20 protein-coding genes and 2 tRNA genes are annotated in these 22,159 nt (G+C 64.5%); 14 read left to right on the top strand and 8 right to left on the bottom strand.

All coding sequences use genetic code 11. The annotated features are described in order from the left end of the window. Positions 1–4: 4 nt before the first annotated feature. The 3 genes from AC4FWB_RS21290 to hmuQ all read left to right on the top strand — a co-directional run bounded on the left by AC4FWB_RS21290 (position 5) and on the right by hmuQ (position 1,925). Positions 5–442, top strand: coding sequence for a hypothetical protein (locus AC4FWB_RS21290; protein WP_491028224.1), 438 nt, complete (start codon positions 5–7; stop codon positions 440–442). 35 nt (positions 443–477) lie between these two features. After that, positions 478–1,542, top strand: a complete 1,065-nt coding sequence (locus AC4FWB_RS21285; protein ID WP_491028223.1) for an energy transducer TonB family protein — start codon at positions 478–480, stop codon at positions 1,540–1,542. 68 nt (positions 1,543–1,610) lie between these two features. Next, positions 1,611–1,925, top strand: a complete 315-nt coding sequence (gene hmuQ, locus AC4FWB_RS21280) for a heme-degrading protein HmuQ (protein ID WP_491028222.1) — start codon at positions 1,611–1,613, stop codon at positions 1,923–1,925. A gap of 39 nt (positions 1,926–1,964) precedes the next feature. Here hmuQ and putA read toward each other — a convergent pair whose 3' ends face one another. Beyond that, the gene (putA, locus tag AC4FWB_RS21275) at positions 1,965–5,573 is read right to left on the bottom strand and encodes a bifunctional proline dehydrogenase/L-glutamate gamma-semialdehyde dehydrogenase PutA (RefSeq protein ID WP_491028221.1); all 3,609 of its coding nucleotides are present in this window, start codon (positions 5,571–5,573) and stop codon (positions 1,965–1,967) included. A 160-nt stretch (positions 5,574–5,733) separates the two neighbouring features. Between putA and AC4FWB_RS21270 the strand changes: the two genes are divergently transcribed. Further along, positions 5,734–6,186, top strand: a complete 453-nt coding sequence (locus tag AC4FWB_RS21270) for an Lrp/AsnC family transcriptional regulator (RefSeq protein ID WP_491028220.1) — start codon at positions 5,734–5,736, stop codon at positions 6,184–6,186. Position 6,187: 1 nt separating this feature from the next. Here AC4FWB_RS21270 and AC4FWB_RS21265 read toward each other — a convergent pair whose 3' ends face one another. Beyond that, complete coding sequence (locus AC4FWB_RS21265) at positions 6,188–7,396, bottom strand: cytochrome-c peroxidase (RefSeq protein WP_491028219.1); 1,209 nt, start codon at positions 7,394–7,396, stop codon at positions 6,188–6,190. Positions 7,397–7,403: 7 nt separating this feature from the next. After that, complete coding sequence (locus AC4FWB_RS21260) at positions 7,404–7,847, bottom strand: FixH family protein (RefSeq protein WP_491028218.1); 444 nt, start codon at positions 7,845–7,847, stop codon at positions 7,404–7,406. A gap of 156 nt (positions 7,848–8,003) precedes the next feature. Between AC4FWB_RS21260 and AC4FWB_RS21255 the strand changes: the two genes are divergently transcribed. Beyond that, positions 8,004–8,924, top strand: coding sequence for a sugar kinase (locus AC4FWB_RS21255; RefSeq protein ID WP_491028217.1), 921 nt, complete (start codon positions 8,004–8,006; stop codon positions 8,922–8,924). 39 nt (positions 8,925–8,963) lie between these two features. On the opposite strand, the gene AC4FWB_RS21250 is transcribed toward AC4FWB_RS21255, so the two are convergent. From AC4FWB_RS21250 to AC4FWB_RS21240, 3 genes are all read right to left on the bottom strand, one after another. Next, positions 8,964–9,983, bottom strand: coding sequence for an aldose epimerase family protein (locus AC4FWB_RS21250; RefSeq protein ID WP_491028216.1), 1,020 nt, complete (start codon positions 9,981–9,983; stop codon positions 8,964–8,966). 102 nt (positions 9,984–10,085) lie between these two features. Beyond that, entirely contained in the window at positions 10,086–11,543 is a 1,458-nt protein-coding gene (locus tag AC4FWB_RS21245; protein ID WP_491028215.1) for an NAD-dependent succinate-semialdehyde dehydrogenase, read from the bottom strand. Between the two features lie 165 nt (positions 11,544–11,708). Then, entirely contained in the window at positions 11,709–12,659 is a 951-nt protein-coding gene (locus tag AC4FWB_RS21240; RefSeq protein ID WP_491028214.1) for an AEC family transporter, read from the bottom strand. Positions 12,660–12,831: 172 nt separating this feature from the next. Between AC4FWB_RS21240 and AC4FWB_RS21235 the strand changes: the two genes are divergently transcribed. The 9 genes from AC4FWB_RS21235 to AC4FWB_RS21195 all read left to right on the top strand — a co-directional run bounded on the left by AC4FWB_RS21235 (position 12,832) and on the right by AC4FWB_RS21195 (position 20,342). Next, positions 12,832–13,380, top strand: coding sequence for a histidine phosphatase family protein (locus AC4FWB_RS21235; protein ID WP_491028213.1), 549 nt, complete (start codon positions 12,832–12,834; stop codon positions 13,378–13,380). Between the two features lie 221 nt (positions 13,381–13,601). Next, positions 13,602–13,675, top strand: a tRNA-OTHER gene (locus tag AC4FWB_RS21230). 2 nt (positions 13,676–13,677) lie between these two features. Continuing rightward, positions 13,678–13,747: transfer RNA gene (locus AC4FWB_RS21225), tRNA-Met, on the top strand. Positions 13,748–14,097: 350 nt separating this feature from the next. Continuing rightward, positions 14,098–15,243 carry a slipin family protein gene (locus AC4FWB_RS21220; RefSeq protein WP_491028212.1) on the top strand — a complete coding sequence of 382 codons (1,146 nt, stop codon included), beginning with the start codon at positions 14,098–14,100 and terminating at the stop codon, positions 15,241–15,243. A 178-nt stretch (positions 15,244–15,421) separates the two neighbouring features. After that, the gene (locus AC4FWB_RS21215) at positions 15,422–15,703 is read left to right on the top strand and encodes an acyl carrier protein (RefSeq protein ID WP_491028211.1); all 282 of its coding nucleotides are present in this window, start codon (positions 15,422–15,424) and stop codon (positions 15,701–15,703) included. A gap of 107 nt (positions 15,704–15,810) precedes the next feature. Then, on the top strand, positions 15,811–16,998 hold the full coding sequence (locus AC4FWB_RS21210) for a beta-ketoacyl-ACP synthase (RefSeq protein ID WP_491028210.1): 1,188 nt from the start codon (positions 15,811–15,813) through the stop codon (positions 16,996–16,998). Positions 16,999–17,018: 20 nt separating this feature from the next. Beyond that, complete coding sequence (locus tag AC4FWB_RS21205) at positions 17,019–18,290, top strand: beta-ketoacyl-ACP synthase (protein ID WP_491028209.1); 1,272 nt, start codon at positions 17,019–17,021, stop codon at positions 18,288–18,290. 37 nt (positions 18,291–18,327) lie between these two features. Next, positions 18,328–19,353 carry a zinc-binding dehydrogenase gene (locus tag AC4FWB_RS21200; protein ID WP_491028208.1) on the top strand — a complete coding sequence of 342 codons (1,026 nt, stop codon included), beginning with the start codon at positions 18,328–18,330 and terminating at the stop codon, positions 19,351–19,353. A 2-nt stretch (positions 19,354–19,355) separates the two neighbouring features. After that, positions 19,356–20,342, top strand: coding sequence for a lipid A biosynthesis lauroyl acyltransferase (locus AC4FWB_RS21195; protein WP_491028207.1), 987 nt, complete (start codon positions 19,356–19,358; stop codon positions 20,340–20,342). 149 nt (positions 20,343–20,491) lie between these two features. Here AC4FWB_RS21195 and AC4FWB_RS21190 read toward each other — a convergent pair whose 3' ends face one another. Next, the gene (locus AC4FWB_RS21190; protein WP_491028206.1) at positions 20,492–21,334 is read right to left on the bottom strand and encodes a hypothetical protein; all 843 of its coding nucleotides are present in this window, start codon (positions 21,332–21,334) and stop codon (positions 20,492–20,494) included. Between the two features lie 195 nt (positions 21,335–21,529). Then, on the bottom strand, positions 21,530–21,961 hold the full coding sequence (locus AC4FWB_RS21185; protein ID WP_491028205.1) for a L,D-transpeptidase: 432 nt from the start codon (positions 21,959–21,961) through the stop codon (positions 21,530–21,532). Positions 21,962–22,159 lie beyond the last annotated feature (198 nt).

Here is a 22,159-nt window from a genome sequence, read left to right as displayed (position 1 = left end):
GAGAATGAAGAGCTTGATGACATCCTTTCGTCTACTGACCTCGACGTTTGCGATGTCGCTTGCGACGGTGCCGGCGTGGGCTGGAGCGCCGGCCCCTCAACTGAGCCTCGAGCTCAACGCGGCGCAGCCTTCCGACAAGGGTTGCCGGCTGACTTTCGTCGTCAACAACGCGCTTGGCGCCGACCTGTCGAAGGCGGCTTTCGAGATCGCGCTGTTCAACGACGCCGGCGTCGTTGACCGCCTCACCGTGCTCGATTTCAAGGACCTTCCGGCCGGCAAGACCAAGGTCACGCGCTTCGATCTTGCGGGCGCCGATTGCGGCAAGCTCAGCCGCGTGTTGATCAACAGCGCGACCGAATGCGCCGGCACCGGCGTCGAGCCGGCGGCCTGCATGCGCGCGTTGAAAACCTCGACCAAGACCGCCATCGCTTTCGGCGTCTAGAGGTGGGATTGCATCCAGCCTTCCCGCGAGACGGCATGGCGTGGCCTGTCCCCGGTCTGCCGCCATGGCCAGCAACCGATCTTGATTTGACAAGTCCCTATCGCGCGCGGCAGGTCTCGCCGCCAGATATGCAGGACATCAATCACCCCTCCGACGCGGACAGCGGACTGTCGGCTATACCGACCGAGTCACTGATGCAGCCGCGGCGGCCGGCCGGTCGGCGCAAATGGCCAATGGCCATCGTCGCTTCCGGCCTGCTTCATGGCGCCGCGGCGGCCGCGTTCCTGCTCGCGCCTGTCGGCACATTCGACTCCATGGACGCGATCCAGGCTGAAGGCAGCGACCAGTCCGGCGCTGACGCCCAGGGCAGCGCCCTGAATGACGCGGCATCCGGCGCGGTGGATGTAACCTTGGTGCCGGATCCGCAGCCAGTGAAACGCCAGGCTGTCCAGCCCACGCCGCCGGCCGAAGCGCCGCAACCGGCCAGCCAATCGGTGACGCCTCAGCCTCCGGCTGAAGCCGCCGACGAGCTCGCCTCCACGCCGGATATCCTGACGGCCGCCACCGCGCGCCAAGACGATCAGAGTGTGCCCACGGGCAGCGAACCGGCGCCTGCGATCGAGCCGCAAAACGCCGAGGCGTCGCCTGCCGAACCCAAACAGCCATCAGCGCCGGCCGCAGCGTCGAGCACACCAGCCGGATCGGCAGGATCAGGCAAACCCGTTGAAACGCGTGGCACAGAAACAGCCGATGGCGATACGCGCGATGCGCCGATCGTCGCCAGCAAGGGCAAGATAAAGGCCGCCGCCGGCAATGCCATGGAATCCCGCTACAGCGGTGAAATTCAGAAGAAGCTTGCCCGCGCCAACCGTCGCGTTTCGAAATCGATCCAGGCAAAAGCTCGCAACAATGCCAGGGTGGTTTTCGTCGTCTCGGCCGACGGCAGCATCAGCGACTTGCAGCTCGCCGAAAGTTCAGGGTCTGCCGAGCTCGATCAATTCGCTTTGACTCTGGTGCGCAAGCAAGCCCCCTTCCCTCCCATTCCACCCGAGACCGGAAGATCGAGCTGGGTATTCAAGGCGCGGATCGGGCCGTTTTAAAGCCCTCCGTCCCGCAGTTGAAGCCATCATAGAACTGTCAGAATTCGCCCATTTTTGAAAGGAAACCAATGTACATCGCCATGAACCGCTTCAAGGTCCAGAACGGCTCCGAGGAAGCCTTCGAGGACGTCTGGAAGAACCGCGACTCCAGCCTCTCCGACATGAAAGGTTTCAGGGAATTCCACCTGCTGCGCGGCCCGGTCAACGAGACCGAGGGCTATACGCTGTTCGCCTCGCACACGGTCTGGGCAAGCCAGGACGATTTCGTCGCCTGGACGAAGTCGGAGAACTTCCGCGCCGCCCACCGCAACGCCGGCACCTCGAAAGTGCACTATCTTGGCCATCCCCAGTTCGAGGGCTTTTCGGTGGTCGAAGGCGCTTAAGACACGCCCTCGATAGGCGGGATCGGTTCGCCCCGCCGACTACGCAGCCGCCAGCAGGCTGGCATTGCCTCCGGCGGCGGTTGTGTCGACGCAGACCGCGCGCTCATGCGCGTAGGCCGCGGGGTTCAGCACCTCGCTGACCAGCGGCACGATCGGCCCGGCGCGCTCGGCAATCTCCTTGCGCACGATGCGCGCCGCTTCCGGCGTGCCGGAGAAGGCAACGACATCGACGCGCAGCGACCGCGCCTCGACCGGGTCCGGCCGCCCGTCGATCGCCGCAAGCGGCAGCCCCTTGCCGGTCAGCGCCGACAGCGCCGCCGGCGCGCCGGGCGCCACCGCCAGCACCGCATTGCCGGCCGCCAAAGCCTGGATCGTCTGCGCGAGCAGCGTGTCGGCATCCGGCCCGAGGCAGAGCACCCGACCGCGCGGCGACAGCGACAGCGTGTTGGCCTCGCCCGTTGGTCCGGGCAGGTCGACCTGGCCGAAATCGAGGCTCGCTGCAGCGGCGATCGCCGCCGCACCCTTGCCGCGCAGATGTTTTCTCAGGATCGCGACCCGATCCGGTCGCGTCGACCAGCCGCCCAGCGTCGGATCCGGCAGATTGTCGGCGAGCTCGGTCGCCGTCACCTTGTGGCCTTCGCCAACCTCCGTGCCGGCCTCCGGCCCCTTGCGGAAGCGGCGCAGATAATGCGGCCCGCCGGCCTTCGGCCCGGTGCCCGACAACCCCTCGCCGCCGAAAGGCTGGGAGCCGACCACGGCGCCGATCTGGTTGCGGTTGACATAGATGTTGCCGGCATGGATGCCGTCGACGAAGTGCTGGACGCGGCCTTCGATGCGGGTGTGCAGGCCAAAGGTCAGTCCGTAACCCTTGCGGTTGATGGCCGCGATCACCGCATCGATATCGTCGGCGTCGAAGCTCGCGACATGCAGCACCGGGCCGAACACCTCGCGTTCCATCTCTTCGATGCCTTTGACGCGGAACACGTGCGGCGCGACGAAGCGGCCGTTTTTCGGCACTTCCAGCTTGGCGATCAGCCGGCCCTCCAGACCCTTCTTGGTGCAATAGTCGCTGATCGAGGCTTGCGCCTCATCGTCGATGACCGGGCCGACATCGGTCGAGATCAACCAGGGATCGCCGACATTGAGCGCCTCCATCGCTCCCTTCAGCATCTCCAGCATCTTCTTCTCGACATCCTTTTGGACATAGAGCACGCGCAGAGCTGAGCAGCGCTGGCCCGCACTCTGGAAAGCGGAAGCCAGAATGTCGCGCACCGCCTGTTCAGGCAGCGCGGTGGAATCGACGATCATGGCGTTCAGCCCGCCGGTCTCAGCGATCAGCATGGCGTCGGGCGATGCGGTTTCTGCAAGTTGCTTCTCGATCAGCTTGGCGACCTCGGTCGAGCCGGTGAAGCAGACGCCGGCAATGCGCGGGTCCGCGGTAAGCGGCGCGCCGACCGACGGGCCGTCGCCCGGCAGAAGCTGGATGACATCCTCCGGAACGCCTGCCTCGCGCAGCATCTCGACGGCGCGGAAAGCGATCAGCGGCGTCTGCTCGGCGGGCTTGGCGATGACCGAATTGCCAGTGACCAGCGCCGCGGCGATCTGGCCGGTGAAGATCGCCAGCGGGAAATTCCACGGCGAGATGCAGACGATTGCGCCGCGCGCTTGCGTGCCCGCTTCGGCACTCGCCGCCTCGGCAGTGTAGTAGCGCAGGAAGTCGACCGCTTCGCGCACCTCGGCGACACCGTCGGCCAGCGACTTGCCGGCCTCGCGGGTGGCCAGAGCGAAGAACTCGGCCGCATTGGCTTCGTAAAGATCGGCGGCGCGATTGAGGATCGCGGCGCGCTCGCCAACCGGGCGCTTGGCCCAGGCTGGCTGCGCGTCGACGGCGATGCGCACGGCGGTCGCCACCTGCTTGGCCGCCGCCTCATGCACCGTGCCGACCACTTCGTCAGGCTTAGCTGGATTGACGATCTGGCGCTGCTTGCCGTAGCCGGCGGCACGTGTGATCGGCTTGGCGTGCCAGCGATCGGCTCCGGCAAATTCCGCCCTCGCTTTGTCGATGGCCGCCAGCGTCACAGTGTCGGTGATGTCGAAACCTTTGGAGTTGCGCCGCCCGGCGCCGAAGATCGCGGCAGGTCGTGCGATTGCCGGATTGCCGGCCGGGCCTTGTTTTTCCACCGTCTCCAGCGGATCGCGGGCGATCTCCTCCGGCTCGACTTCCTCGTCGGTCAACTGATGGACGAAGGAGGAATTGGCGCCGTTTTCGAGCAGCCGCCGCACCAGATAGGCGAGCAGGTCGGAATGCGCGCCGACCGGCGCGTAGATGCGGCAGCGCGTGCGTTCGGACCGGCGCACCGTCTCATGCAGCGCCTCGCCCATGCCGTGCAGGCGCTGGAACTCGAAGCAATCGCGGTCCTTCGCCATCGACAGGATGGCCGCCACCGTGTGCGCGTTGTGGGTCGCGAATTGCGGGTAGATGCGGTCGGTCATCGACAGCAGTTTCCGCGCGCAGGCGAGATACGAGACGTCGGTGTTGGTCTTGCGGGTGAAGACCGGATAGCCGGCAAGCCCGAGCGTTTGCGCCCGCTTGATCTCGGTGTCCCAATAAGCGCCCTTCACCAGCCGCACCATGATCTTGCGGTCGTACTTCTTGGCAAGCGCGTGGAGCCAGTCGATGACGAAGGCAGCGCGCGGGCCGTAAGCCTGGACGACCACGCCGAAACCGTCCCATCCCGCGAGTTCGGGCTCTGCCAGCACGCGTTCGATGACGTCGAGCGAGAGATCGAGCCGATCGGCCTCCTCGGCGTCGATGTTGAGACCCATGCGCGAATGCCGCGCGGCGAGCGCCAGCGACAAAAGCCGCTCGGCCATGACCGGCAGCATCTTTTCCTTCTGCGCCACCTCGTAGCGCGGATGCAGCGCGGAGAGCTTGACGGAGATGCCGTGATTGTAACGGATGTCGGGACCGTTCGACCCGGAATCGAGCGAGGAAATCGCGTCCGCATAGGCCTTATGGTAGCGCAACGCATCGGCCTCGGTGCGGGCCGCTTCGCCCAGCATGTCGAAGGAATAAAGGTAGCCCTTCTGCGTCATCGGCCGGCCGCGCTTGACGGCTTCGGCGATGGTACGGCCGAGCACGAACTGCTCGCCCATCTCGCGCATCGCCGCCGCGACAGCCTTGCGGATGACCGGCTCACCCAGCCTGCGCACCATGGCGCGCAGCGTGCCTTCGATGCCGCCCTCGCCCTCGTCGAGCACGCGGCCGGTCAGCATCAGCGCCCAGGTCGAGGCGTTGACGAAGATCGAGCTCGAGCTGCCCGAATGCGCCGACCAGTCATGCGGCGCGATCTTGTCGGCGATCAAATCGTCCATCGTCTCGGCATCGGGCACGCGCAGCAGCGCCTCGGCCAGGCACATCAGCGCCACGCCTTCCTTGGTCGACAGGCCGTAGGCCGAGAGGAAAACTTCCATCAGCCTAGGGTCGGTCGAGCCGCGCACGGCGCGCACCAGATCGGCGGCGCGGGCCGAAATCGCCTTGCGCTCCTCTGCCGAAAGCCCGGCTGCCGCGGAGAGGCGCTTCACCGCCCCGTCTTCGTCGGGCAAATAATTGGCGCGGATGTGCTGGCGGATGGCATCGAGCGGCATGTCGGGTCCATGAAAGCGTGAGCGTGCGGTCTGGCGACCACCGGACCGATCGGCGCAAGCTAGCACAGCCAAGGGCGCAGGTCGGTCCAAAGAAATCGGCAGCGCAGTCCGTTTGGACTATGATATAGGATCAACTCCCATCATTTTGACCACGATATCGATGACCGAAGACCAATTGGACCGCATCGACCGCAACATCCTGTCCGCGCTCGGCCGCGACGGCAGGCTTTCCATGGCGGAACTGGCAGCCAAGGTTGGCCTGTCGAAGACACCGGTGCAGGCTCGCGTGAAGCGGCTGGAGAAGAACGGCTACATAAGAGGCTATCGTGCGATCATCGACCGCGAGCGCATGGGCGAAGGCCATGTCGCCTTCGTCCAGGTGAAGCTTTCGGATACGCGCTCAGCAGCGCTCGACGCCTTCAACCGCGCCGTTCAGGGTGTGCCCGAAATCGAGCAATGCCACATGATGGCGTCGAGCTTCGACTATCTCTTGAAGGTCCGCACCACCGACATCGCCGCCTATCGCCGTGTTCTCGGCGAGCGCATCTCGGCCCTGCCTCACGTCGCCCAGACCTCGACCTTCGTGGCGATGGAAACGGTAAAGGACCGCTAACTCACTCCGACAGTGTCTTGAGAAACGCCACCAGCGCAGCACGCTCGCGGTCGGACAGATCGAGCGGGTGGATTTCGGATGTTCCTTCCACACTCGGCGCAGCTTTCGAATAGTGCGCCACGACATCGTCGAGCGATGAGAACTGCCCGGCATGCATGTAAGGTGGACGCGTGGCCGCTCCCCTCAGCGACGGCGTCTTGTAGGCGCGCACCAGTTGCTGTCCGTCCTTCACCATGAAGCGCAGCTCGCGGCAGGCGTCGGCGGCGCCGTCACGGAACTTGCCGAAGCAGTTGAACGGATCTGCCTGGACCTGAGCGACCGCATCGACGCGGCCGCGATCCGGCGGCAGGTCCTTGACCGGCGGCACGCCGGTGTTGTGGAAAGCATTGTCGGTGAAGCGCGGACCGTTATGGCAGGTCACGCAATTGGCTTTGCCGATGAACAGTTTCAGGCCGAGAATCTCTTCCGGCGAAAATGCTGCGTCGCCTTGCGGCTCCGTGCCGGTCGCAAGATCGATGGCGAAGCGGTCGAAGCGCGTCTGCTGCGGCTCTATCGACCGCTCGAAGGCGGCGATCGCCTTGCCGATGTTGGCAAAGACGCGGTTGACGTCGTCGGCCTGGCTGGCCGGCATGGCGTTCCACGCCGCCTTCTCGGCATCGGTGCCAAGCGGGCTGGCGTTGGCCGGCACGGTGGAAAGATCGGGCAGCGGTCCGAAAATGCGCTCATAGCGCTCGCCGAACCGGTTCTTGATGTAATGCGCGAAAGCTGCGCGGTTGCCGGCCTGTTCCAACGGATTTTCGAGCGGCGTCAGCGCCTGCGCCCATAAACTGTCGCGTCGCCCATCCCAGAAGAACCAAGGATCGCGCGCAACGCCTGCGAGCGGCATGGTGCGACGGTCGGTGCGGCCGACACCGACGGCTTGCGGCAGGTCGTCCTGGAACTGGCGGTCGATCTTGTGGCAGGTCGAGCAGGATACGGTGCCGTCGCGGCTCATGCCGACATCGAAGAACAGCGTCGATCCGAGCGCCGCCGCCGACGGCACGTCGGCATACTGGTTCGTGGTGTCGGGTTTCAGCGCCGGCAGCGTGTTCAGCGCCAGCGAGGCGATGGTCTTCTTCTCGGCGGCGCTGAACTGAGGCTTGCCGCAGCCGCCAAGCAGAGCGAGCGCGGCGAGAGCAGCCAGGCTTGCAACGCGGGCGAGACGCTTCATCGGCCGCTCACAGCACGATGTTGAAGACGACGGAATCGGACCCCGCCGCCGCCGAGATGGCGAAGCGCAGCTGCCACCAGCCGCTCATGGTGAATTTGACGCCGTCGATGCGATAGCGTCCCTCGCCCAGATAGTCGGTCGCCTGCGGGCTGGTCGGCAGGCCGTGACTGTGCTGCGGCATGCCGCCCGAAATGGTGATCGCGGCACCCTCCACCGGGGCGCCGGCAGCGGTTTTCAGCGTCAGCAGCCAGGACTGCAGCTCGCCTTGCCGGATGACGCCGCGTTCCGGCTCGAAGCTGGCGACGAACAGGCCGCTCGCCGTCTTCTTCGAGCGCGACGTGTCGGGACCTGGCGCCGAGTGCGGCGCCGTCAGATAGACGACTGCTAGGATGCCGACCAGCAGCGCAGCCAGACCGAGACCCGCAAGAACGTAACGCCATGTCGATGCCAAACCGGTTCCTCTTCGGCTGATAACGTCACGGGCTGCGCGCAGCATCCCGCCCCGCCTGTGGGAAATCGCTTCTGGCGTAAAATTCCGCCTGCGCCAAGCATGGCGCTGCCGGTTGCAAAAAGCTACAGCAGCATCGTTTCAGGAGGAGTGAGCCCCATGACCGCCAATGGTATTGCTTCGATCGGCGAATGCATGCTCGAACTGTCGGGTCAGGCAGGACCGAACTGGCGCATGGGCTTTGCCGGCGACACCTTCAACACGCTTTGGGCGCTGCATGCGCTGAGCCCGGACCGGCCGACGACTTATATCTCGGCCTTCGGCGATGATCCCTTCTCGCGCGATCAGATCGATTTCTTCGCCCAGAACGGCATCGGCATCGGCAACAGCCCGGTCATAGCCGGCGCGAGGCCCGGCCTTTACGCCATCACGCTCACCGGAGCCGAGCGCGCCTTCACCTACTGGCGAAGCGACGCTGCGGCGAGACAGCTCGCTTCCGACCCAGCCGCGCTGGCGAAAAGCCTTGAAAACCAGGCGCTTGTCTATTTTTCCGGAATCACCCTGGCAATTCTGGACGGGCCTGCCCGCAAGACCTTGCTCGACGCGGTCGCGAAGGCCCGCGCTGCCGGCTCGCTCGTCGCTTTCGACCCCAACTTCCGGCCCCGGCTCTGGCAAAGACGCGAGGCGGCGCAGAGCGCGATTCTGGAGGCGCTTGCCGTCACCGATATCGCGCTGCCGACCTTTCCCGACGAGCAGATGCTGTTCGCAGACGAGACCCCGCGGGCGACCGCAGAAAGGCTCGGGAAGCTGGTCGGCGAGGTCGTCGTCAAGAATGGCGAGGATGCCGCGCTCGTTGCTGTCAACGGCACCACTCAGCCGGTCCCGGCTGTACATGTCGCCGCGCCCGTCGACACCACCGGCGCAGGAGATTCGTTCAACGGCGGCTATCTCGCCGCCCGGCTCGCCGGCCATGCGCCTGCCGATGCCGCTAGGCGCGCGCATCAAGTTGCTGCCGCTGTTGTGCAGGTTCGCGGCGCGTTGGCGCCATTCGAGGTACTGAGGACAGCGTTCGAAGGCTAAGCCGTTCGCAGGCCGGCCTTACCTGAATATCAGCAGAGCTTAAGGCAGGCGAAACCGGTATTCGGTCACCTGATGGTAGATTTGCCCCGGCCACAGCGTGGCCTGCGGGAAATAGGGCCGGTTCGGCGCGTCGGGCCAGGCCTGCGCTTCAAGGCAAAAGCCGGAGAACGGCTTGTAGCGTCGCCCATCCAGCCCGGGCGACGACGGCGCGACATACTGGCCGATATAGAGCTGCAGGCCGGGCTCCGTCGTCCAGACTTCCATCTCGACGCCCGAATTGGCTCCTTGTACCCAGGCTGCCTGGTGAAGCGGTCCACGGTTGGAGGCGAGGCAGAAATTCACGTCGTAGGGGAGCTGCTCGCCTTCGGTTTCCATGCGCAGCGGCCGCGCCTGACGGAAATCATAGGGCGTGCCGTCGACCGGCTTCACCACGCCGGTCGGGATCATCTCGCCATCGACCGGTGTGTAGGCGCCGGCATTGAGCATCAGCCGGTGGTCGAGGATGTCGCCCGCCCCGCCATCGTCGAGGTTGAAGTAGGAGTGCTGCGCGAGGTTGCACAGCGTCGGCTCCTCGCAGGTGGCGGTCAGCTCCATGCTGAGCGTGCCGGGAATCTTCAGCCGGTAGGTGCAGGTGACGTCCAGCGCGCCTGGAAAGCCCATCGTGCCGTCCGGATCGTGCAGCGTCAGCGTCACGAAATCGCGTCCATGCAGCGAGACGGTCCACGGACGGTGGAAATAGCCTTCCGAGCCGCCATGCAGCGTGTGCTTGCCGAGAAAATTGCGTTCGGTCTGATACCGGTTGCCCGCGATGGTGAAGCGGCCGTCGCGAATGCGGTTGGCAAACCGGCCGACCACGGCGCCAAAATAGGCGCGATCGGTTTCGTAGGGTTCGAAACGGTCGTAGCCCAGCACCAGCGGCGCGTCGTGTCCGGTGAGCCTGAGATCCTGGACGATCGCGCCGAGCCCGATGATGTTGGCGGTGAGACCGCCGCCGCGGATGGTGAAGCGGCGAACGGCCTCGCCCGCTTGCGTCGTGCCGAAGACCTCGCCGTCCTTCATCGCTGTGCCCGAAACGCCAGTTCGTTGATCCGGGGACTTTGGCCGGCTTTGTCTTGTCCGGCAAGGCGGGCAACATGCCCGCCCTGCCCCTCGGATAGCCCGTCAGAGGCCGAGGCCGCCGATACAGACATATTTGGTGTCTAGGTAGTCCTCGATGCCCTGATGCCCGCCTTCCTTGCCGAGGCCCGATTCCTTGACGCCGCCGAACGGCGCCTCGGGCGTGGTGATCAGGCCTTCATTGACGCCGACCATGCCGTATTTCAGCCCTTCCATGACCCGGAAGGCGCGGCCGAGATCGCCGGTGTAGAAATAGCAGGCAAGGCCGAATTCGGTGTCGTTGGCCAAAGCGATCGCCTCTTCCTCGGTCTCGAACTTGAACACGGGCGCGACCGGCCCGAAAATCTCTTCCTTCATGAAGCGCATCTTCGGCGTCGCGTTGGAAATCACGGTCGGCTGGAAGAACGAGCCGCCAAGCGCATGGCGCTTGCCGCCGGCAACGACCTTGCCGCCCTTCGACGTCGCGTCGGCGATCAGTTCCTCGACCTTCTCCACCGCCTTCTCGTCGATCAGCGGCCCCTGCTGCACGCCTTCCTCCAGGCCGGAACCAACCTTGAGGTTGTTGCTGGCGGCGGCAAGCTTCTCGACGAACTTGTCATAGACGCCCGCCTGCACGAGGAAGCGGTTGGTGCAGACGCAGGTCTGGCCGGAATTGCGGTATTTCGCGGTGATGGCGCCGGTGACGGCGCGATCGATGTCGGCGTCGTCGAAAACCAGGAACGGCGCGTTGCCGCCGAGTTCCATCGACACTTTCTTGACGGTGACCGACGACTTCTGGATCAGGATCTTGCCGACCTCGGTCGAGCCGGTGAAGGTGATCTTCTTGACGAGCGGGTTGGCGCAGATCTCGTCGCCGATCTCGCCGGCCGAGCCGGTCAGGATGTTGATGACGCCCTTGGGGAAGCCGACCTCCTCGGCGAGCGCGCCCCAGGCGAGGCCTGAATAGGGCGTCTGCGAGGCCGGCTTGACGACGGCCGTGCAGCCCGCGGCCAGCGCCGGCCCGAGCTTGCGGGCGAGCATCGAGGACGGAAAATTCCACGGCGTGATGGCGGCGATGACGCCGACGGGCTCCTTGGTCACCAGGATGCGGCGGTCGCCCCACGGCGACGGCACGATGTCGCCATAGGTGCGGCGGCCCTCTTCGGCGAACCACAGGATATAGCTTGCGGCCGAGCCGATCTCGCCCTTGGACTCGAACAGCGACTTGCCCTGCTCGATGGTGAGCAGCTCGGCCAGCACGTCCTGATTGTCCATCATGGCGTCATGCAGCTTGCGCAGAAGCTTCGAACGCTCGAGCGCGGTCGTCTTGCGCCAGCTCTTGAAGGCTTCTTCGGCGGCCTCGATGGCGCGGCGGGTTTCGGCCTTGCCGGCCTTCGGCACGGTGCCGATCTTGAGGCCCGTGGCCGGATTGTTGACGTCGACGGTCTGGCCGCTGTCGGCCTGCACCCATTCGCCGTTGATGAGATTGGCCTGGCGCATGAAATGGCTGGTTTTCTGAAGCATGGTCTGGCCTCCGTTCGGCGCGCTGATCGGCCGTTTTCCTGGATATTCGATGGCGTGCAGGTCGCACGCTGGCGCATTGCTCTTACCTAGGGAAAGCCCGGCAAGCAATCACAAGATGGCATATAGGGGTTGGGCCAGCAAAAGCGAGCGTGACGGCCCTGGCCGCTATCCAAAAATATGGACGACCACCGTCAGCCAGAAGGACGTGGTGAGCACAGCGCTCGCCGTGGCGATGGTCATCTGGTTCGACGCCAGCGCCTGGCCGGTGTTGAACTGGACGGCGATGAGATAGGAATTGATGCCGGATGGCAGCGCGGCAACGACCACTGCCACCTTTGCCGTCAGCGGCGGCAGGCCGAGCAGCCAGACCAGGAGAAGAACAACCGCCGGCATCAGGAAGAGCTTGAGCACCGACAGTGCGAGCGCCGGCCGGACGTTGCCGGAAATGCCGAAGCGACGCAGGCTGAGGCCCATCGCAAACAGCGCCACTGGCCCCGCGGTATCGGCCAGCGCGTCGACGAGCCGCCCGATCAGCTCCGGCAGCGGAGCGCCGGTCAGGCGCCAGGCGAGCCCCGCCAGAATGCCGATGATCAGCGGATTGACGAACAGCCGCCTCAGAAAACTCCTGATGACGCGCAACGGATGCACTTGCTCGCCACTGCTGCGGCCAAACATCTCGAACAGCACGATCGAGGCCATCATCATGATGGGCAAGTGGACCGAGACCAGCAGCGACAGCACCTCGAAGCCGCTCGGCCCGAAAATACCGAGGATGAAGGGCGCGCCGAGCAGCACGACATTGGAATAGGCCGAGGAAACGCCGCCGACGATGCCGGCGCGGGCGTCGCGGCCGAAGATGCGCGTCGTGACCAGATGGCCGGCGGCCCAGGTGATGGCCACCGCAGCGAAATAGGCGCCCCACAGCGACCATGGCGCCACGCCGTGGAAATCGGACTTCACCATTGTCTGGAACAAAAGCAGCGGCATCGCCACGTTGACGGCGAATTCGGATATGCCCTCGCCGCTCGCCGGCTTCAGATAGCCGGTGAACCCGGCGAGATAGCCGAGCGCGACGAGACTGAAGACGAAGAGGACGGTTGCGACGAGCGGAGTCATTTTTGGGGCGGAGACATTTTTCCCGTGATAGGCGAGCCCCGATCGCGGTGCAATCGGCCAGCGGAACCGCTTGCCGCTCACTCCGCCGGTCCTCTGCTTGTTTTTCAGCCCGCTTTGCGGTCCCTATATGCCAGTCATGGCCCCGGTTCTCGGGCCGCCATAGGGACTTCTCATGCTGCGACTTGCCCTGGCGCTTTTCCTGGTTGCTGCTCCGACCCTCGCCCACGCGACCGACGCGGGCTGGGCGCTGCTACGCGATGGCGGTCACATCGTGCTGCTTCGCCACGCCTTCGTCACCGGGACGACCGACCCGGCGAATTTCGACATCGCCAAATGCCCGACGCAGTTGAACCTTTCGGCTCGCGGCCAGCAGCAGGCGAGCCGGATCGGTGCCTTGTTCGCGGCACGCGCTGCACCCATCGAACGGGTGCTTTCCAGCCGCTACTGCCGCTGCCTCGACACCGCCCGCATAGCTTTCGAGGCTGAGCCGGAACCGTTCGCTCCGCTCGATCTGCTCAAGACCGACCCGGCGGGGAAGGCTGCCCAGCTCGCAGCCATCATGAAGGAAGTCCGCGACTTTTCCGGCTCCGATAATCTGGTCATGGTCACCCATCTCGAGAACATCGTCGCGCTGACCGGCATAGCCCCGCGCGAGGGCGAAGCCGTGGTGGTTGCGCCCGATGGTGACGGCCTCAAGGTGCTCGGCCGCGTCACCTTCTGATGCCACCGGCCTGCGCTACTCGGTGCTGTGGCTGAAATGCTACAGTCGGAAGAAGCCGCAAATCCGCCGCGACAATCCCGCTTGCGACAACCCGTCGCAGGGTCTATAGGCGCGCTCCCGGTCACGAAAACCGAAATGAGCACAACGGTTGGAGCTTTTGTCTCCGCCCGCGCAGGCGGCTTTGCCGCGCTGTGTACGGCGCCGTTTCGGGGATTGGGATTGCGGATGTAGCTCAGGGGGAGAGCGCCGGATTTGGGTCCGGAGGTCAGGGGTTCGAGTCCCTTCATCAGCACCACGGATAGCTCAGGTTGGGTAGAGCATCAGACTCATAATCTGACGGTCGAAGGTTCGAATCCTTCTCCATTGGCCTCGAAAGCCAACACCCTGCACGGTGTTATTCGAAAAATCGGTCCGGGGACCGGAATGCGAGGATTTCACGGACGGCAAGGCTTCGGCCTCGCCGGCCCGCGATGTCCTGCGCCATTGGCTCGCGGCCAGGCACGCGGTGACGATCAAGGCGCGGCGATGCCGGCAAAGGAGCCTTCGGGTCCAGCGTCCGCTTCGCCGCCCCGCGATCCGCTCCCGAAGGCCCGTCGCTTGGCGATGTCACCGGTCTCCGGATCATTCGTGCCGGGAAAAGGAAACGAGAAACGAAAGGACGCTTCGACGCATGACGTGACGCCTCGCATGGGGCCATGCCCGACAGGAGTAAAGACAATGAAGACCATTCTCGAAAAGCTTCTTGGACGCCAGCGCGTCCTCGTGAAGGAAAATGAACGTGCCGTCGCCCTCTACAAGGGCGAGATCCAGGCTGTCCTGATGCCGGGCGAACATTGGCTCGTCAACCGGCGCGGCAACCTGGAAATCTCCAGGCACGACCTGAAGAACCCGGAATTCGTTTCGGCTTACGAGAAGGCGTTGTTCGACAAGCTCCCGGACGTGGCCGCGCGTCACTTCACCGTCGTTCGCACCGGGCGCACCGATGTTGCCGTGATCGAGCGCGATGGCGCCTTGCATGCCGTGCTCACTCCGGATCGCAAGCTTGTGCTGTGGACGGATGCCGGCCCGTGGAAGGTGACGTCCGTCGACACGGCGGCAGATCTGGCCGTCGATCCGGCCTTGATGCGCCGGATCGGCCAGGCCCGGAAGACGGAACACGTGTTCCTCCATCCGGTCGTGGACGGCCAGGTCGGGCTGCTGTTCGTGGACGGCGTCTACGTCCGCACGCTTGCCGCGGGTGTGCACGCCTTCTGGAATGTCGGGCGCATGGTCCAGGTGAAGGTCGTCGACCTCAAGCGCCAGTCGCTCGATGTCGCCGGGCAGGAAATGCTGACGAAGGATCGCGTGACGATCCGCGTCAACATCGCCGCCGAATACCGGGTCGTTGATCCGGTGACGGCTGTGAGCACGGTGAAGGACTTCGCGGAAGCCCTCTATCGCGCCCTGCAGTACGCCTTCCGCAAGACGCTGGGCGCGCTCACGCTCGACCAGATCCTCGACAAGAAGATGACGGTCGACGAGGAGGCGGCGGCCAAGGTGCGTGCCGACATGGCCGCGATCGGCCTCGAGGTCAGCGATATCGCGCTCAAGGATGTCATCCTGCCGGGCGAGATGCGCGAGATCCTCAACCAGGTGGTTTCGGCCGAGAAGCAGGCCGAGGCCAACGTCATCCGCCGTCGCGAGGAGACGAACGCCACGCGTTCGCTGCTCAACACGGCCAAGGTGATGGCCGAGAACCCGGTGATGCTGCGGCTGAAGGAGCTCGAAGCTCTCGAAGCCATCGCCGGCAAGGTCGAGCAGCTCACCGTCCACAACGGAATGGGCGGGCTGCTGAACGACCTGGTCAAGCTCCGCGACAGCTGAGCTGACGCAACGGCAATGGGAAGGGCCTCCGGGTCATCCGGCGGCCCTTCTTGCGTTTCGAAGGCCGGCATCCCATCTGCGCCCGGCGTATCAGGCCTTTTCCTGCCCGGAAAAACCGATTAGACAGCGCCCGAACAAAGATGCGGACAGATTCCGCCCGCAACCGAAGGAAGAGCCCTTGTCCAGCACATTCGAGAAAGTCGCCAAGATCATTGCCGACACCAGCGAGATCGATATCGACACCATCACGCCCGAAAGCCACACCATCGACGATCTCGGCATCGACAGCCTCGATTTCCTCGACATCGTCTTTGCCATCGACAAGGAATTCGGCATCAAGGTGCCGCTGGAGAAGTGGACGCAGGAGGTCAATGACGGCAAGGCCTCGACCGACGACTACTTCGTCATGAAGAACCTGTGCGCCAAGATCGACGCGCTGGTCGCGGCCAAGGCCGCCTGAGCGGCTTGGGCGCGGTCTTGACGTGCCCAGCGCGTGATCCCGAAAATCGGCTACGATTTTCGGATCATGCGCAAAATCGAAAGCAACCTGACCCACAACAGCTGCCCATGAGTTCCCACGACGTCGTCATCACCGGCATCGGCCTTGTCTCTTCACTGGGAGAGGGTCCGGATGCGCATTGGCAGAAGCTCACCCAGCCGGGCCTTGAGCCGGTGCTCGAGGCCACGCGCTTTGCGCCCTACACCATCCATCCCCTGCCCGAGATCGACTGGAACCTGCAGATCGCCAAGCGCGGCGACCAGCGCCAGATGGAGACCTGGCAGCGGCTCGGCACCTATGTTGCCGGGCTTGCGCTAGACGACGCCGGCATCAAGGGCAATGACGAGCTCTGCGCGACCATGGACATGGTGGTGGCGGCCGGTGGCGGTGAGCGCGACGAGGCTGTCGACACCGCGATCCTCGCGGCCTCCGAGGCCCGCAACGACCGCGACGTGCTGCTCAACGAGAAGCTGACCACGGAATTGCGGCCGACGCTGTTCCTCGCCCAGCTCTCCAACCTGCTCGCCGGCAATATCTCCATCGTGCATAAGGTCACCGGCTCGTCCCGCACCTTCATGGGCGAGGAAGGCGCCGGCGTTTCGGCGGTCGAAACGGCGGCCGCGCGCATCCGCTCCGGCCAGTCGACGCATGTGCTGGTCGGCGGCGCCTTCCAGACCGAACATTCCGACATGCTGCTCGGCTACGAGCTCGCCGGCTATCTGCATCGCGGCTCCTGGAAGCCGGTGTGGCAACGGCAGGGCTCTGACGGCGGCGGGGTGGTGACCGGCTCCGGCGGCGCCTTCCTGGTGCTCGAACAGCGCGAGCACGCACAGAGCCGCGGGCGTAAGATCTACGCTGAACTTGGCTCGGTCATATCCGGCCGGGCCAGGCGCCGGCGTGGCGAGCTGAATGCCGAAATCGCCGCGCTGCTGAAGCAGGCGGCGCTGCCCGATGGTGCGTTGCTGACGATTTCCGGTGCCTCGGGCGCCCACGCCGCAACCGCGGCCGAGAAGACAGCGCTCGACGCAAATCCGGCGCTTGCCGCGCGCGCCTTCTCGACGCTCACCGGCCACATGAAGGAAGCGCAGTTCCCCTTTGCCGTGGCCCTTGCGGCGCTCGCTGTCGACCGCAAGGCCAGCTATCCTGTCTTCGATGCAACAGTGGAGCGAGCATTCGAAGGCGCTCCCGCAAACGTCCTTGCAACTGCCATCGGCTATCACCAATTCGAAGGCCTTGGGCTGATCAAAGCCGCTTAGAGCGAAGGCAAACAAGAAGCATGGCCAATCTCCGCGATCACATGGGCAGGCCGATCGTCGCCGTGACCGGCATCGGTGTGGTGACGTCGCTGGGCGTCGGCAAGGCCGACAACTGGGCGGCGCTGACCTCGGGCAAGTCCGGCATCCATCCGATCACCCGCTTTCCCGTCGATCACCTCAACACCCGCATCTCCGGCATGGTCGACTTTCTGCCGTCGAGCTCCAAGGGTGCGAGCCCCCTCACCTACGAACTGGCCGAGACCGCGGCCCAGGAAGCTGTGTCGGAGGCAGGCCTCGATAGCGGCGATTTCGGCGGACCGCTGTTCCTTGCTTCGCCGCCGGTCGAGCTCGACTGGGCCGACCGCTTCTCGCTCTACAATTCCGACAAGCAGGAAAGCGGTTCCGAACGGCTGCTGAGGGTGGCGCGTGGGCTGAAGGAGCTCGATGTTTTCGAGACCACCCAGTTCGGCTCGATCGCCGATCGTCTTGCCGACCGCTTCGGCACGCGCGGTCTGCCGATCACGCTGTCGACCGCATGCGCTTCCGGCGCCACCGCCATCCAGCTCGGCGTCGAGGCGATCCGTCGCGGCGAATGCGACAAGGCGCTGTCGATCGGCGCCGACGGGTCGGCCACGGCCGAGGCGCTGATCCGCTTCTCGCTGCTTTCGGCGCTTTCCACCCACAACGACATTCCGGAAAAAGCGTCAAAACCCTTCTCCAAGGACCGCGACGGCTTCGTGCTGGCCGAAGGTTCCGGCGCGCTGGTGCTGGAATCGCTGGAAGCGGCACTTGCGCGCGGCGCGACCATCCTCGGCATCATGCGCGGTTGCGGCGAAAAGGCCGACGATTTCCACCGCACCCGCTCCAAGCCCGATGGCTCGCCCGCGATCGCCGCGGTGCGAGCCGCGCTTGCCGATGCGGGCCTCAGCGAGGACGAGATCGACTACGTCAACGCGCACGGCACCTCGACGCCGGAAAACGACAAGATGGAGCATCTGTCGCTGTCGACCGTCTTCGGCGAACGGATCGGCTCGATGCCGATCTCTTCCAACAAGTCGATGATCGGCCACACGCTGTCGGCCGCAGGCGCGGTCGAGGCCGCGTTCTCGCTGATGACGATGCGCGAAAGCGTCATTCCGCCGACGATCAATTACGACAATCCCGATCCGGCGATCGTGCTCGATGTGGTGCCGAACAAGAAGCGCAATGCCGAAGTCGGCACGGTTCTGTCGAACTCCTTCGGCTTCGGCGGCCAGAACACCTGCCTTGTCATGGCGCGGGAACCGGTCTAAGCGGATTTTTTCCGCCTCCACAGCACCGACAGGCCAAATGCGCGCATTGCAACTTATCGAGGACCGCCGCCTTGAAACGGTGGACCTGCCGCCTCCCCCGCCGCCTTCGCTCGGCGAAGTGACGCTCCGCATCAAGGCGGTGGCGCTCAACCATATCGACGTCTGGGGCTGGCGTGGCATGGCCTTCGCCAAGCGCAAGCTGCCGCTGGTCGTCGGCGCCGAAGCTTCCGGCGAGGTCGAGGCGGTCGGACCAGGCGTTTCCAATCTCCTGCCCGGGCAATTGGTGTCGATCTATGGCGCGCGCACCTGCGGGCTTTGCCGCGCCTGCCGCGAAGGCCGTGACAATCTCTGCGAGCATGTTTCCGGCGTCCACGGCTTCCACCTCGACGGCTTCGCGCAGGAAAAGATCAACCTGCCGGCTCGCCTCCTGGTGCCCGCGCCGCCCGGCGTCACCGAGATCGGCGCCGCGGTCGCCCCCGTCACCTTCGGCACGGTCGAGCACATGCTGTTCGACAACGCGAAGCTCGAGCCCGGCGAGACCATTCTCGTCCATGCCGGCGGCTCCGGCATCGGCACCGCCGCGATCCAGCTGGCGAAGCGCATGGGTTGCACGGTCATCACCACCGTCGGCTCGAACGACAAGATCGACAAGGCGAAGGCGCTTGGCGCCGACCATGTCATCAACTACCGCGAGGACCGTTTCGAAGGTGTCGTGCGCAAGCTGACGAAGAAGAAGGGCGTCGACGTCGTCTTCGAGCATGTCGGCGCCGACACTTTCGCCGGCTCGATGCTGTCCTTGAAGCGCGGCGGCCGCCTCGTCACCTGCGGCTCGACGTCCGGCGTGTCGACGCAGGTCAACCTGATGCAGCTTTTCCAGCAGCAGCTGAAGCTGCTCGGCTCCTTCGGCTGCCGCATGGAGAACATGGCCAATGCCATGCAGAAGATGGCGGCCGGCCTCGTTGCTCCGGTCATCGACACCGAAGTCGGCTTCGACGACATCGATGCAGCGCTGAAGCGCATGGAAGGCCGCGACGTCTTCGGCAAGATCATCCTGCGCGTTTAAAAATGGTCGGCAAGGTGCTCAAGAAAGCCCGCCGGGACTTCATGTTCCGCTATGGCCGGCGGCTGCGCCAGATGGAGCACTGGCTGGTCGCGCGGCTTGCCATGGCGATGATCTGGCTCCTGCGCCTTTTGCCGCCGGACAGGGCGCTCAACTTCGCCGACCGCGTCGCCCGCCGCATCGGTCCGATGGTCGGACGGCATCGGGTGGCCGTGAACAATCTGCGTCTCGCCTATCCGGAAAAGAACGATGCCGAGATCGAGGCCATCGCTTCCGATATGTGGGGCAATATGGCCCGGCTGGCGGCCGAATACATCTTCCTTGACGCCCTCTTCGATTTCGACCCGAACGCGACCAAGCCCGGTCGGGTCGAAGTCCGCGGCATCGAGCATTTCGTCGAGATCGCCGGCGAGAAGAAGCCGCATATCCTGTTCACCGGCCATCTCGGCAATTTCGAGCTGCTGCCGGTCGCTGCCGCCACTTTCGGCATGAACATCACGGCGCTGTTCCGCCCGCCGAACAATCCTTACCTCGCCGACTACATCCACTCGACGCGCCGCTCGACGATGGGGGGCCTGCTGCCCTCCTCGACCGGCGCATCATTTGCCCTTGCCGCCATCCTGGAGAACGGCGGCAATATCGGCGTGCTGGTCGACCAGAAGTTCACCAACGGCGTCGAGACGACCTTCTTCGGCCGCCCCTGCCAGAGCAACCCCGTACTGGGCATGCTCGCCCGCCACTATGACTGCGACGTCTACCCGGCGCGCTGCGTCAGGCTGCCGGGAAACCGGTTCCGCCTCGAGATCGAAGACAAGCTGACCCTGCCGCGCACCGAAGGCGGCAACATCGATGTCCACGCCACCACCCAGTTGCTCGCCGACGTCGTCGAACGCTGGGTGCGCGAGGATCCCGGACAGTGGATGTGGTTCCACAAGCGCTGGGAGATGAGCGGCCGACGGCGCAAGCGCGGGCGGGCCAAAGAGGTCAGCTAAGCCTTCGGGCCGTATCTCGAAAATCGCTCAACGCCGATCTCCGGTTCGATCAACTCAGCCGCAAGAATGCCGGTGTCTGCGCAAGGAAAAGCCGCGAAGATCGCTCTTCGCGGCCCTGATTTCAGGCGACCTGAGCTGGCTGAACAATCCTAGAGAAACGGCACCGTAAAGTTGGGTCGATACGTATCCATGGTAGCGCCGTTGCGGTCTTCGGAGAGCAGCGTATCCGAACCGAAGCTTGCCCGCAGCCCGATCACATATTTGTGGATGTTTACGCTACCCGACGCTTCGGAGAAGGTCACGTGATCCAGCTGGTAACGTCCGAATGCGGACCACGGCGTGCCTGAAAACCTATAGGTGGCCTGGAGTGCCGCGCTAACCGTATCGAAGTGCACACCGCTCGTCGAGAGTCTCGAAAAGCCAAGTTCGCCGTCAAATCGAAGATCATCCTGAGCAAAGAAGCGCACCACACCACGGCCGCCCCAATTGTCGAGATGCTCGGACTCGCCGCTTGCCCGCAACTGGCCGTAGTAGACTTGGCCGTAGAGCGTCACATTACCGAAGTAGGCCTGCGCTTCGGGGCCGACCGTGAAGGTGTACAGATCCGCATCGCTAATAAACTCGTCGCCGCCATATCCGGTGATCGTCGCAAATCCACCCAGCGCATAGCTGCTTGGATCGCGCCAGTAGCCATGGATGGCGCCGCCGTAGCCGTAGATATTCGTGCCTTCGATCCAGAGCGAATCGATCACCGCGTCGGTCTGGATGTTCCAGCGGGCGTCGATCGGAAAATTGACCCGAAGAGCGCCCCCCGCGGTCGTGCCATCTGCGTCGTCCCCGGGGGTCGCGAAATAGAGCCCGCCGAGATAGACTTCCCCATAACCTGATATATGCGGCTGGGTGAGTTCCTGGTCCAGAACAACCGGAGTGTCCGCAGCGAAAGCCGAAGTCGCCGTCGCCGCGACCGCGGCGCTCAAAAGAAATCGATACATCATAATCCCCAAGCAGCCAGAATTAACGCTTCGTGTTTACCACCGCCGCGTCAAGCAAACCAGCTTCCGCAAAACCATTGACAGCGTAAGTCGTTGTTTTTCGAAGCATGTGAAACATTGCTGCAACGCCCTGAAAGGACTGGCCGCAGGCAGCAATTGCCGCCTGCGGCCATCAGCGACCCTTTTCCGGCCGTTTCAGTCGGTGACAACGATCCGCGTGTTGCCGAAGCCGACTTCCTTGACCATCGAATAGAAAGTCGCGGCATTGGCCGTGTGCAGGCGCACGCAGCCATGCGAGGCCGGACGCCCGAGATATCTCACCGCGCCGGTGCCATGGATGGCGTAGCCGCCGCGGAAAAACACCGAATAGGGCATCGGCGACATCTCGTATTTGCGCGAATACCACATCCGGGCGGTCCATTGCGGCCGGTAGCTGCCGCGCGGCGTGAAGTAGCCCTTGCGCGCGGTCGACACATTCCAGCGGTACAGCACCTGGCCATATTTGCTGACAGTCATCGTCTGGGTGGAAACGTCGATATTAGCCACAAGCGTAGCCGCCCGGCCCGCAAGCGATGTGCTGAGCAGCGCGGTTACCAGCGCGGCTGCCATGAGAACGGACTTTTTCATGTGATCAAACCCCTTCGATTGCCCCCTGCCATCACGTGGTTGTTTTTCCATCATTTTGCCGGCAGGTGCGTTAAGTACCACACACTCGTTGACGAAACCGCCAATCCGATACAGCGAATTTGAACGATTTTCCCGCCATAGTTGCCGGCGCGACACGCACGCCCGAAGGTTTAGCTGGTCTTGGGCCATACGCGACCG

The sequence above is a fragment of the Mesorhizobium sp. LEGMi-168a genome, assembly GCF_058312955.1.
The sequence above is the reverse complement of the archived record's forward strand: the minus strand, read 5'-3'. Positions and strand labels throughout refer to the sequence as shown.